General features: G+C 40.9%; 12 protein-coding genes. 7 read left to right on the top strand and 5 right to left on the bottom strand.

Annotation, left to right across the window (positions count from 1 at the left end; translation table 11 throughout):
* The first annotated feature begins 8 nt into the window (after positions 1-8).
* The 4 genes from vanR to JQM81_RS02505 are packed head-to-tail and all read left to right on the top strand — an operon-like array spanning position 9 to position 4434.
* Positions 9-698, top strand: a complete 690-nt coding sequence (vanR, locus tag JQM81_RS02520; RefSeq protein WP_235231957.1) for a VanR-ABDEGLN family response regulator transcription factor — start codon at positions 9-11, stop codon at positions 696-698.
* Positions 688-1926 (top strand): sensor histidine kinase, encoded by a 1239-nt coding sequence (locus tag JQM81_RS02515; protein WP_235231956.1) that lies wholly within the window; start codon positions 688-690, stop codon positions 1924-1926. The genes vanR and JQM81_RS02515 overlap by 11 nt, the downstream gene beginning before the upstream one ends.
* Entirely contained in the window at positions 1832-2887 is a 1056-nt protein-coding gene (locus JQM81_RS02510) for a metallophosphoesterase family protein (protein ID WP_235231955.1), read from the top strand. Before JQM81_RS02515 ends, JQM81_RS02510 begins: the two co-directional genes overlap by 95 nt.
* 2 nt (positions 2888-2889) lie before the next feature.
* Entirely contained in the window at positions 2890-4434 is a 1545-nt protein-coding gene (locus tag JQM81_RS02505) for an ATP-binding protein (protein WP_235231954.1), read from the top strand.
* Between the two features lie 23 nt (positions 4435-4457).
* On the opposite strand, the gene JQM81_RS02500 is transcribed toward JQM81_RS02505, so the two are convergent.
* The 4 genes from JQM81_RS02500 to murC form a co-directional block, all read right to left on the bottom strand.
* A complete protein-coding gene (locus tag JQM81_RS02500; protein WP_235231953.1) occupies positions 4458-5642 on the bottom strand; it encodes a ribose-phosphate pyrophosphokinase in 1185 nt (394 codons plus the stop codon).
* On the bottom strand, positions 5629-6642 hold the full coding sequence (locus tag JQM81_RS02495; RefSeq protein ID WP_235231952.1) for an ATP-binding protein: 1014 nt from the start codon (positions 6640-6642) through the stop codon (positions 5629-5631). The genes JQM81_RS02500 and JQM81_RS02495 overlap by 14 nt, the downstream gene beginning before the upstream one ends.
* A 29-nt stretch (positions 6643-6671) precedes the next feature.
* Complete coding sequence (locus JQM81_RS02490) at positions 6672-7724, bottom strand: DnaD domain protein (protein WP_235231951.1); 1053 nt, start codon at positions 7722-7724, stop codon at positions 6672-6674.
* Positions 7725-7874: 150 nt separating this feature from the next.
* Entirely contained in the window at positions 7875-9254 is a 1380-nt protein-coding gene (gene murC, locus JQM81_RS02485; protein ID WP_235231950.1) for a UDP-N-acetylmuramate--L-alanine ligase, read from the bottom strand.
* A gap of 231 nt (positions 9255-9485) precedes the next feature.
* Between murC and JQM81_RS02480 the strand changes: the two genes are divergently transcribed.
* The 3 genes from JQM81_RS02480 to spoVG are packed head-to-tail and all read left to right on the top strand — an operon-like array spanning position 9486 to position 12185.
* Positions 9486-10760 carry a glucose-1-phosphate adenylyltransferase gene (locus JQM81_RS02480; protein WP_235231949.1) on the top strand — a complete coding sequence of 425 codons (1275 nt, stop codon included), beginning with the start codon at positions 9486-9488 and terminating at the stop codon, positions 10758-10760.
* Entirely contained in the window at positions 10757-11875 is a 1119-nt protein-coding gene (gene glgD / locus JQM81_RS02475) for a glucose-1-phosphate adenylyltransferase subunit GlgD (RefSeq protein ID WP_235231948.1), read from the top strand. Before JQM81_RS02480 ends, glgD begins: the two co-directional genes overlap by 4 nt.
* Positions 11876-11909: 34 nt before the next feature.
* A complete protein-coding gene (gene spoVG, locus JQM81_RS02470) occupies positions 11910-12185 on the top strand; it encodes a septation regulator SpoVG (protein ID WP_235231947.1) in 276 nt (91 codons plus the stop codon).
* 133 nt (positions 12186-12318) lie between these two features.
* Here the strand turns inward: spoVG and JQM81_RS02465 are convergent, their stop codons facing one another.
* Positions 12319-13011, bottom strand: coding sequence for an RluA family pseudouridine synthase (locus JQM81_RS02465; RefSeq protein ID WP_235231946.1), 693 nt, complete (start codon positions 13009-13011; stop codon positions 12319-12321).
* Positions 13012-13041: the final 30 nt, after the last annotated feature.

The raw sequence follows: 13041 nt of genomic DNA, 5'->3' as shown, positions 1-13041 counted from the left end.
GGGCTAGTATGAATATTTTAGTTGTTGATGACGAGAAGGAAATCGCGGATGTTGTAGAACTGTATCTCCAGAATGATCAGTATAATGTGTACAAGTTCTATACTGGTCAGGATGCGTTGGATTGTATTAAAAGCAGGAAGATTGATCTGGCAATTCTGGATATTATGCTTCCGGATATTGATGGTTTTCAGATTCTTAAGATGATTCGGGAGAAGTATACTTTCCCGGTGATCATGCTGACGGCGAAGACGGAGTATATGGATAAGATTACGGGTCTTACGCTGGGGGCGGACGACTATATTCCGAAGCCGTTCAATCCTCTGGAATTGGTGGCACGTGTAAAAGCGCAGATTCGTCGGTATACGCAATATAATGATGGGGGAAAAGACGAAGGAGATGTCATTGATTTTGGAGGACTTGTTTTGAACCGAACGTCTCATGAATGTGTTTACAATGAGGTCCCTCTGACATTGACTCCGATTGAGTTTGATATACTTTGGCTTCTCTGCGAGAATCGGGGAAAGGTCATCAGTTCGGAGGAATTGTTTGAAAAAGTATGGCATGAAAAATATTATAAGAACAGTAACAATACGGTGATGGTGCATATCCGTCATCTGCGGGAAAAGATGAGTGCACCGACCGGGAAATCGGATTTTATCAAGACAGTTTGGGGAGTAGGTTATAAGGTTGAAGAATAACTATCGTAAGTTAAAGGTCAGTATATTGCTCCAGACGGTATTTGTCACGGCAGTGACGGTTCTGGTCGGCGGATTTTTGCTGAATTACGTGATCGACGGTATTTATAATGACAGTTTTGCCAAAATATTTGTCAACTGTATGATGGCGTTCAATATGAATGAAAGTCAGGCGAAAGACCTGTACTGGAAATTAATCGGGGACAACAAGATGTTCTTTATGATTGTTGGTTTCCTGTTACTTTTTGCACTTTTTTTCTATGTGGCACTTTCTAAGATGACCAGGTACCTGGATCAGATTGGATATGGAATTGAAAATATTGTGTCAGAATCTACGGAGCCGATTCATCTGATTACGGAATTAAAACCAATTGAAATTCGTCTGAATGAGATTAAGGCAACTTTGAAGAGGCAGGAATTAGAGGCGGAGGAGAGTGAGAAGAAGAAAAATGATCTGGTACTTTTCCTGGCACATGATTTGAAGACGCCGCTTACATCGATCGTTGCTTATCTCAGCATGCTGGACAGTCACCCGGATATGCCGGAAGAAGAGCGGATCAAATATACCCATATTGCCATGGAAAAATCTCTCCGCCTCGGGGAGCTGATCAATGAATTTTTTGATATTACCCGTTATAATCTTCAGAATATTGAGCTGGAGCCGGTAGAGATCAATCTGTCTTTTATGCTGGAACAACTGGCAGATGAATTATATGGTGTTTTGCAGGAGAAGAAATTATCCTGTGAGGTTAACGTTGAAGAGAATCTGATGGTATACGGTGATCCGGATAAACTTGCCAGAGTATTTGACAATATATTAAGAAATGCAATCGCATATTGTTATGCAAACACGGTGATTCGGATAGAAGCCCAGATGAAAAAGGGAGATGTAGAGATTATTTTTACCAATCAGGGCGATAAGATTCCGGGAGCAATGCTCCAGACGATATTTGAGAAATTTTACCGGGTGGATGGTTCCAGATCCAGTGGAACCGGCGGTGCAGGGCTGGGACTGGCCATTGCAAAACAAATCGTAGAGTTGCATGGTGGGCTGATCCGTGCGAAAAGTGATGATCTGAGGACACAGTTTATTGTAACTTTGCCATCAAAGACAGAGAAGGAAGAGGGAGCAGCAGATGAAATTCATACACATCGCAGACGTACATTTAGGGGCAAGACCGGACGCAGGAAGCGCATACAGCGCAAAGAGAACAAAGGAAATATGGAATAGTCTGAGAAGGATTATTGAGGTATGTAATGAAGAAACTGTAGATCTTCTTCTGATTGCGGGAGATCTGTTTCATCGACAGCCATTGTTGCGAGAATTAAAAGAAGTAAATTATCTTTTTGGTTTATTAGAAAATACTCAAGTTGTACTGATTGCAGGAAATCATGATTATGTTAAGAAAGATTCTTATTATAGAAGTTTTCAGTGGGCAGAAAATGTTCATATGATTTTAACCGAAGAAGTTACCAGTGTCGAGATACCGGAATTGTCGCTGGCAGTGTATGGATGCAGTTATCATACGAAAGAAATCCCGGAAGGACGATACGATCACGCCTGTCCTGAGAAAAAGCAAAAGTATGAGATATTGCTGGCACATGGCGGAGATGAGAAGCACATTCCGATTCAGAAGAATCAGGTGATGTCTCTTGGGTATGATTATGTGGCATTAGGTCATATTCATAAACCACAAGTGATCGTTGCGGATCGAATGGTATATGCAGGAGCCTTGGAGCCAATTGACAAGAACGATACCGGCCCACACGGTTATGTGTCAGGGCAGATGTCGGAACAAGGATGTCAGATAAGCTTTGTACCAATGGCGTCCAGAGAGTACATTCATCTGGAGGTGCAGGTTCATAAAAAAATGACGGGGAATGAACTGAGAATGCAGATCGCATCTCAGATTCAGGAACGAGGCATACAGAATATATATAAAGTGGTCGTAACAGGGTTTCGGGATCCAGATATCATCTTTGATTTGGAGGATATGGACACTTATGGAAATATCATAGAGCTGACAGATGAGACCAGACCGGCATATGAATTTGAAAAGCTTATGGACCAGAACCAGGATAATCTTCTTGGACAATATATTAAAAGCCTGAAAGATTATGAGGAAGACAGCATAGAATATATGGCATTATGTGAAGGTGTGCAGGCACTGATGGAAACGAGAAGAGGCTAGATATGATAATTCAGGAATTAAGATTAAAGAATTTTGGGAAATTTACAGACAAGTCCATACAATTAAAAGAAGGTATGAACCTTATGTATGGCGAAAATGAATCCGGTAAATCTACGATCCATACCTTTATCAAAGGGATGTTTTTTGGAATGGAACGAGGCCGGGGAAGAGCGTCTGTTTATGATACATACAGTATCTATGAGCCGTGGGAGAATCCGAATTATTACGCTGGCTCATTGAGATTTCGAGTAGGGCAAAAGACCTTTCGACTTGATAGGAATTTTGACAAATACTCAAAAAAGGCAGAATTAATCTGTGAAGATGACGGAGAAGAATTGTCGGTTACAGATGGAGATCTGGATGTATTATTGGGAGGGCTGAATGCCGGAAATTATGAGAATACGGTATTTATCGGTCAGTTAAAGATAGAGACCGGTCAGTCTCTGGGAATAGAATTAAAGAACTATGCGACAAATTATTATGCAACGGGAAATAGTGAACTTGATCTAGGTCGGGCATTGCAGTCTCTTCAAGAGAAAAAGAAGCTTCTCGAGCGTGATGAGAAGAATTATCTTATGAAAAAGCAGCAAAAAAGGGAACGGATGGAACAGGAAGCTTCTTATGTATGGAGAGATATCCATCACCTGGAAGAAGAGTGTGAACGCATTACAGGAGAATTAGAATATCGTCAGAAAAAGGAGAAGGATCAGGAAGAGAATCGGCGGAAGATTGATGAACTCAGGCCGGCAAAATGGAGAATTCACCCGGTTGAACTCTTGCTGTTTGCTGTGTTTGTGATACTTGCTTTTGCGTTGATCGCAAAACCATGGAATTATCTGGTCGCAATTGTAATTTTTCTTGCTTGTGGATTATACACCTGGAATCGGATGAAAGTGGGGAAAAAGCAGGAAAAAACAGCACCTGAGATTTTGCTGGAAGAGATTACACCAGAAGAAGAGAAGATTCCGTTAGACAGACTTGTCTGGGAAAAATCACATGTGGAAGAGGAATTGAGAGAAAAGCAGGTTCAATACAGTAATTTACAAGAACAATTGACAGAATTAGATGAAGTCAGTGAGGATTACCGGGAATATGACAGAAAGCGCAGAGCCCTCCAGTTGGCTATGGATCAGCTGAATAATCTGTCTGCAAAATTGCAGCAACAGTTGAAGACGGTGCTGGATGGGAAGGCATCGGAGATCCTGGAATATATTACGGATGGAAAATACACCAGACTTTTTATTGAAGAGAATCTGCATATGAGTGTTATGGCAGAAGGAAGAAAAGTTCCAATGGAGCAGTTGAGCAGGGGGACGATAGAACAGATATATCTTGTCCTTCGCCTTGCAGCAGGCGAGCTATTGTTTGAGGAAGATTATCCGGTGATTCTGGATGATACGTTTGCATATTATGATGAAAATCGATTAAAAAAAGTGATGCAATGGCTGAGCATTCATAAGAAACAAGTCCTGATCTTTACCTGCCAGAAGAGAGAAAAACAACTATTGGAAGAACTGAATATCGCCTATCATGAGGAGATCATATAAATATAAAAGGAGAGGAAATCTGGTTAGATTTCCTCTCCTCTGTTATATTTATCCACAACGTTATGGATACGATCTACTGGGTTCAAGATACTGCTGATAGATCCATCATGATTCAATGTATCGATCATGAGTGCAATATATTTACTCATATCACAGTTGATATAATAAGGACGTTCCAACAATTCTGGTGTCTGATAGATTAGGTTGGTGGTAAGAATTGCGTCGATAGTTCCTTCTTCATATGCTTTGTCGAATTTGTCGAGCCCGTTTGTGAACAGACCGAATGTTGCGGCAGCAAAGATTCGTTTGGCTTTGCGCTGTTTTAGCTGACGGGCAACATCCAGGATACTGTCGCCAGAAGAAATCATATCATCCAGAATAATGACATCTTTGCCTTCGACAGAAGATCCTAAAAATTCATGTGCAACAATTGGGTTGCGTCCATCGACAATCTTGGTGTAATCACGGCGTTTATAGAACATACCCATATCAAGATTCAATACGTTTGCAAGGTAAATCGCACGTCCGGTAGCACCTTCATCAGGGCTGATGGCCATCATATGCTCGCTGTCAATCTGCAGATCTTTAAAACGCCGAAGAAGACCCTTGACGAACTGATAAGTAGGGCGCACCGTTTCGAATCCATTCAGTGGAATTGCATTCTGAACTCTTGGGTCATGAGCATCAAATGTAATGATATTATCGACGCCCATACGGACAAGTTCTTGAAGTGCAAGTGCACAATCCAGAGACTCCCGGTTGCTTCTTTTGTGCTGACGGCTCTCATATAAGAAAGGCATGATGACATTCAGACGTCGAGCTTTTCCTCCAACTGCAGCAATTACACGCTTCAGATTCTGGTAATGATCATCCGGAGACATGCGGTTGGTATGACCGGTCAAAGAGTAGGTCAGACTATAATTGCAGACATCAACCATAAGATATAAGTCTTTTCCACGGATAGATTCATTGATAATACCTTTGGCTTCGCCGGATCCAAATCGTGGAACTTTTGCATCAATAAGATAGGTATCTCGTTCATAACCGTTGAAGACAACATCGTCTTTATAGGCAGAGCCATCTTCCTTTCTCCATTTTACAAGATAATCGTTCACCCTATTGCCCATCTCGGTGCAACCGTCGAGAGCAATAATTCCAAGTGCTCCGACAGGTATGTTTTCTAGAATGCGATCATTACGGCGTAACATCATTTGTACCTCCCAGGTTTAATAATTTTTTTTGGATGCGGATATCGTCACCAGTCAGCCTCAGAATCGTATAATTACTGCTGATCCGGGAAAAAGTCCGCTCTGAATAGATTGATTTTATATCTTCCAACGCGAGGTTGGTAGAGATAATAGTAGATTTCTGTCTTAATATACGTTCGTTCAGACAGCTGAACAATTGTGATACCGTGAATGTATTGGAAAACTCGGTTCCCAAATCATCAATAATCAGAAGATCACAATCGTAGATCAGTTCTTGAGCCTGCAAATTCTGTTCCTCTTTTTTACCAAATGTGTTCTTTGCCAGGATATCAAATAATTGAGCTGCAGTAAAGTATACAACAGAAAAAGAAGTATCCATCAATTCCTTGGCAATGCAGTGGGAGAGGAAGGTTTTGCCGACCCCGGTGTCGCCATATAATAGAATATTGTGAAATTCATCGGAAAATGTATCTACGAAATCATGACATACCTTTAATGCGGTCTGCATGGATTCCAACGAAGATCTTCCTGTAAGAGGATCTATGTGGTTGTTGGAATAATAACTTAGAGAACAGGTAGAAAAGTTCTCTTTATCCAGGACTTCCTGTAAATTGGATTGTGTATATAGAAGCTCCACGATTGCCTGCTTGAAACAATGGCATTTTTCAGTTCCAATATAACCTGTGTCCTGACAGTCAGGACAGTTGTAATGGAGCTCCAGATAATCTGCCGGCAATCCATGGGATTGAAGAAGCCGCTTTTTCTGTGCAATCAGGAAATTCAAATCCTCTTTTAAAGAAGACAATGCCTGACTGTCTCCGTCAAGGAGTCGGCGTGCTTTTTGAACACTCATGGCAGAGATAGATTGATCCAGCTCTTCTAACTCTGGAATGAAAGAATATGCCTGCCTGTAGTGTTCCCTGAGTTGATGTTCATTATCCAGTTGTTTTTGTTCATAAGTACGCATCAATTGATCGTACTGAGAATTGGAAAGTGCCATGCCGGGGAAAATCTCCTTGCGTTATGTATTTATTGCTGAACTAACTTGCGCTCTAAATCGTTCATATCGTATGAGCGACCATCGAAATTGTTGAACTTTGTCGTCTTTATATGCTTGTCTGGTTTTGTGGCCTGAGCTGTCTTCTGCTCTTTTGATTTTAGATAATCGGCATCCAGTGCCTCGATATCTTTTAGATAATGTACATTCTTGCTTCGCCAATTCTTTAAAATGGTATCTGTATATTCAAAGTTAGGCTGATGAATCGTATTCATCGTGCGGTTGCATGCTTCCAGAATAATGTCCAAAGTGAATCCGTATTCTTCATTCCATTTTTTGATATAAGTAATCTCTGAAGCAGCAGGTGCACGTCCCTTGATTCCATATGCGTTCAAGACAGAATAACAGTTCTTGTTATACGCTACGGTGCTTGCTTTTGCATCGGAAACGGTCGTGATCTTCTGCTCGTTCCAGGATAAAGCAACTTTTTGGATATAATGCATGCTTTTATGACCATTTTCCACACAGTATTCAATTAAATACTCAATTAATTCTGCAGACATATGCAGAGTATCAAAAAAGTATGTAATGGTATCAATATCAACAGCAGACAAAGTCTTACCGAGATACTGTTCGGCAACGAAAAGAAGCTCTTTGAATTCCTTGCGTTCCTTGCGACTTCTGTATTGCTGTATGTTAGGCACAGCGGCAGAATCATTGTCGGAGACAGCTCCTGTGTCGGAAACAGTCATAGTGGCTGCAGCAGAATGAGCAGATGTCTCTGATGTCTCTGCCTTGCTTCTGCCAGTATCTGCATTATGCTCTTCGGTATGGTCACAGTAGTCCAAAAGTCCTTGATTCTTCCAGTACTTCAGTGCGCGCAGTACATCCTTTTCTGTACATTCCAGGATATCAGCAATCTCAGAGATGGACAGCATTCCAGAAGCTTCATTCAAATGGCGCAAAAGAAGAAGATATACTTTTACATATTCGCCGTTTGCCTTGATCATATAACGGTCTATAAATTCATTCTCCAGCACAGTAGTATTTCCCTGTGCATAATTAGTAAGGGTCAATTTCTTCATAATTCTTACGCCAGTCCTCCTCGTTGGTTCCATACACATTTTTAGAAATATCGTAGAGATATTATAGCACCAGAAAGACAGGGACAAAAGAAATTTCTGACCCAAAAATCAAGTTTTTTGTGGATAAAAATCTGTGGAAAATGTGGATAACTAGCGTTTCAAAAGGTCTTCGCCAATATTTACAACGTCTCCCGCTCCCATAGTTATCAACAAGTCTCCTTTTTGACATTTTTCCATACAGAAATCTTCAATCTCTTTAAATGATGGGAAATAATAAGCGTCACGTCCATTTTCGATTAATGCATCGGCAATATCCTTGGAAGATATTCCCAGGGTGTCTGTCTCTCTTGCGGCATAGATGTCGGCAAGGATGATATGATCGGTATGCGATAATGCTTCCACAAACTCAGGGAATAAAGCCTTGGTTCTGGTATAAGTATGTGGCTGGAAAATGCACCAGATCTCTCTGTGAGGATAATTCTTTGCAGCCGTCAGGGACGCGTTGATCTCTGTTGGATGATGTGCGTAATCATCAATAATTGTAATTCCGTTTATATCACCTTTGTGTTCAAATCGACGGTTAGTTCCATGGAATTCTTTCAGTCCTTTTTTCATGGTTTCCACAGGGATATCCAGAAGATCAGCGGCAACTATTGAGGCCAATGCGTTAGATACATTGTGGTCACCATTGACGGAAAGGGAAATCCTGTCAACAAATGTTCCAGATTTTACCAGATCAAAAGATGCCTCACCTAAGTTATTATGGGAGATGTTGGTAGCACTGTAATCCATGGAACTGTCATTTCCATATACAAGAACCCTGCATTTCAGGCCATCAATGATCTCTCCCAGGTCTGGAATATTGCCATTGATGATTAAGGTCCCGTCTTCTGGCAGGAGTTCAGCAAATTTACGGAAAGAATTGCGGATATCAGCCAGATCTTTAAAGAAATCTAAATGATCTTCATCAATGTTCAAAATGATACCGATCTTCGGGAAAAAGTGAAGAAAGCTGTTGGTATATTCGCATGCTTCTGTTACAAATAATCCAGAATCTCCTACGCGGATATTACCGCCAATTGCCTTTAAAATTCCTCCGACTGAAATGGTAGGATCCATCTCGCCAGCAAGCAGAATATGAGAAAGCATAGATGTCGTTGTTGTCTTGCCATGTGTTCCCGATACGGCGATCGGAACGTCATAGTTGGTCATCAACTGCCCGAGAAGCTCTGCTCTGCTTAACATAGGAAGTCCTTGTTGTACGGCAGCCTGAAATTCTTCATTATCTTCATGAATTGCGGCGGTGTAGACAACAACATCAATTCCCGGGATGATGTTGGATGCTTTCTGTCCGTAAAAAATGTTGGCACCCAGATTGGACAGGTGATCTGTCAAGGCAGATTCTTTGTTGTCAGATCCAGATATGGTAAAGCCCTCTTTTAAGAGAATCTCGGCAAGACCGCTCATACTGATACCGCCGATTCCGATAAAATGTACGTGTGCAGGCTGATGAAAATTAATTTTATACATAAGATACCTTCCTTTTTCATGAATGTTCTATTGTTATTAAAAAATAGTCATAAAAGTATTTTTCTATCCATATTATTATATACATATATGAGAAAAAAACCAAGTCGTAAATATTTGTGATATTTTAATAAAATGTTCACGAAAAATTCATTTTTTTTGTAAAATTTGTTCACTACTAAAAGAAACTGTGGTATAATGTGAACGACAAGATTACTGAGAAGGGGTGATGACATGAGAAAAAAAGAGATGATAGCAATGCTGCTGGCAGGAGGACAAGGAAGCCGCTTAGGGGTTCTTACAGCAAAAGTTGCGAAGCCGGCTGTTGCTTTTGGAGGAAAATATAGAATTATTGACTTCCCGCTCAGCAACTGCATAAACTCAGGAATTGATACGGTCGGAGTGCTAACGCAATATCAGCCATTACGATTGAACACACATATTGGAATTGGAATTCCATGGGATTTGGATCGTAATTTTGGAGGAGTTACGATTCTACCTCCTTATGAGAAGAGTAGCAACAGCGAATGGTATACCGGTACGGCGAATGCGATATACCAGAATTTGGATTATATAGAGACCTTTAATCCGGACTATGTATTAATTCTGTCAGGTGACCATATTTATAAGATGGATTATGAGGTTATGCTGGATTATCATAAGGAGAATCATGCAGACGTGACTATCGCTGCAATGCCTGTACCATTGGAAGAGGCAAGCAGATTTGGTATTGTGATCGCGGACGGTGACGGTAAGATATCAGAATTCCAGGAGAAGCCACCGCAGCCAAAGAGCAATCTGGCATCTATGGGTATTTATATTTTTAGTTGGCCAGTATTAAAAGAAGCGTTGCTCGCATTAAAGGACGAGCCAGGATGTGATTTCGGTAAGCATATTATTCCGTATTGCCACAATAAGGGACAACGGTTATTTGCATACGAATACAACGGATATTGGAAAGATGTTGGAACGTTAGGATCTTATTGGGAAGCCAATATGGAATTGATCGATATTATTCCGGAGTTCAATCTTTATGAAGAATTCTGGAAGATATATACGAACAGTGAGATCCTTCCGCCACAGTATATTTCCGGACAGGCAGTGATTGAAAGAAGTCTGATTGGAAATGGTTCTGAGATTGGCGGTGAAGTACGTAACTGTGTCATTGGTTCGGGAGTAACCATAGAAGATGGTGCCGTTGTCAGAGATTCTATCATTATGAAAGATACGAAGATCAAGAAGGGATGTGTCATTGATAAGTCAATTATCGCAGAGAACTGTGAGATTGGCGAGAATGTTACATTGGGAATCGGCAGTGATGTACCGAACAAACTTAAGCCGGCGATTTATTCATTTGGCCTTGTAACAATTGGTGAGAATTCCGTGGTTCCGGATGGAGTTCAGATTGGAAAGAATACTGCGATCAGTGGTGTTACGACAAGAGAGGACTATCCGAATGGAATACTGGAAAGTGGAGAGACATTAATAAAGGCAGGTGAACGAGCATGAGAGCAGTAGGAATTATTTTAGCAGGCGGAAGTAACAACAAGATGCGTGAACTGACTCAGAAGAGAGCAAGTGCAGCGATGCCGATAGCAGGAAGTTATCGTGCGATTGATTTTGCTTTGAGTAATATGTCTAATTCGCATATACAAAAAGTAGCAGTGCTGACTCAGTATAATGCGCGTTCATTGAATGAACACCTGAATTCATCAAAATGGTGGGATTTCGGAAGAAAGCAAGGGGGGCTGTATGTATTTACCCCTACGATCACAGCAGATAATGGATACTGGTATCGTGGAACTGCTGATGCGATTTATCAGAATCTGGATTTCCTGAAAAGATGTCATGAGCCGTATGTGATCATTACGTCGGGAGATGCTGTATATAAAATGGATTATAACAAAGTGTTAGAATACCATATCAATAAGCGGGCCGACATTACGGTGGTTTGTAAGGATTTGGGGCCGGATGAGGATGCCAGCCGTTTTGGAACGCTGAAAATGGATGAAGATATGCGCGTTTTGGAATTTGAAGAGAAGCCGATGGTTGCAACTTCGAATACCATATCAACGGGAATCTATGTGATCAGAAGAAGACTGTTGATAGAATTGATTGAGAATTGCGCAGAAGAAGACAGATTTGATTTTGTAACTGATATTTTGATCAGATATAAGAATCTGAAAAAAATATATGGTTATAAGATAAAAGATTACTGGAGCAACATATCAACAGTGGATGCTTATTATCGGACGAACATGGATTTTCTGAAACCGGAAGTAAGAAATTATTTCTTCAAAGAGCGTCCTGAGATCTACTCAAAAGTGAGCGACTTGCCGCCAGCGAAATATAATCCTGGTTCGGTGGTTAAGAACAGTCTTGTGGCGAGCGGAAGTATCATCAACGGTACGGTAGAGAATTCTATCCTTTTCAAGAAGACGTTTGTCGGAAATAATTGTGTCATCAAGAATTCAATTATCCTGAACGACGTCTATCTCGGTGACAATACATATATTGAGAACTGTATTGTAGAGAGCCGCGACACGATCAGAGCAAATACACGTCATGTTGGGGAAAATGGTGTGAAGGTAGTTGTGGAAAAGAACGAGAGGTATGCACTATAGTGCAACGGCTTGGAAGAAAGGGGCTAGAAGAAAAATGCAAATCACAGATGTACGCGTGCGTAAAGTAGCAAAAGAGGGAAAATTAAAAGCAGTGGTTTCAATTACTATGGATGAAGAATTTGTAGTACATGATATCAAAGTTATTGAGGGCGAAAAAGGACTCTTTATTGCTATGCCAAGTAAGAAGGCTTTGGACGGTGAGTATCGGGATATTGCACATCCGATTAATTCAGGAACAAGAGAACGCATTCAGAACATTATTCTTGAAAAATATGAAGAGGCATTAAAAGAAGAACCAGCTGAGGAATAAGAAGGATAAAAGAAGAGGGAGTGCTCCCTCTTCTTTTTTGATGAATTTGGGACGGGGGTTTTTTCAATGATGAATTTGGGACGGGGGTTTTTTCAATTTCCTCCGTCCCAAATTAAAATAACCCTGTCCCTTTTTATAATTCAAAATGTAGGAGTTTGTGTGTTTTAGGATGCTGAAATTCTAGTTTATAGGCACACAGACAGATTTCTTGCCATTCGTTCCGTTCGCTGCAATGGGGATTATACTTGGTGTCCCCGATGATAGGACAGCCGATATTGGCTAATTGTACACGAATCTGGTGATGGCGGCCGGTATCCAGATGGATGTCAAGTTCAGTTGGGGACGGGGGAAAATTCAAATTCCTCCGTCCCAAATTAAAATAACCCTGTCCCTTTTGGATGATTTTGTAGGAGAGTCTGGCAATTTTTGCCCCTTTTGTGTTGGCGGTGCAAATTTTGGAGGTGTTGGTTTTTGTATCTTTTATCATGTAATTTTCTAGCTTGCCTTCATCTTGAGGGGGGCATCCGTCGACAAGGGCACGATAATATTTGCCAAATCCCTGGGAAGTGAGTTGTTTGTTTAGTTCTTTTGCGGCAAATGGAGTCTTGGCAAATACAAGAATTCCTTTAACTGGCTGGTCTAAGCGGTGAATTACTGCGAGGTAGGGTTCTCCTTGGGAAGGATTGGATTGATATATGTGATTTTTTAATAAATTTACCATATCGGGACTGCCGATTCGTTTGCTTTGAGTTGCGATTCCGTGGGGTTTTACGCATACAAGGATATGGGAATCTTCGTATAATATTTCCAGAGTATTTGCTGCCATATATAATTCTCCTTGACTTTGATTCTTTTC

The sequence above is a fragment of the Faecalicatena contorta genome, assembly GCF_021531895.1.
Classification (GTDB): domain Bacteria; phylum Bacillota; class Clostridia; order Lachnospirales; family Lachnospiraceae; genus JAFBIX01.
Note: the sequence above shows the minus strand (reverse complement) of the source record. Positions and strands in the feature narration are given on the sequence as shown.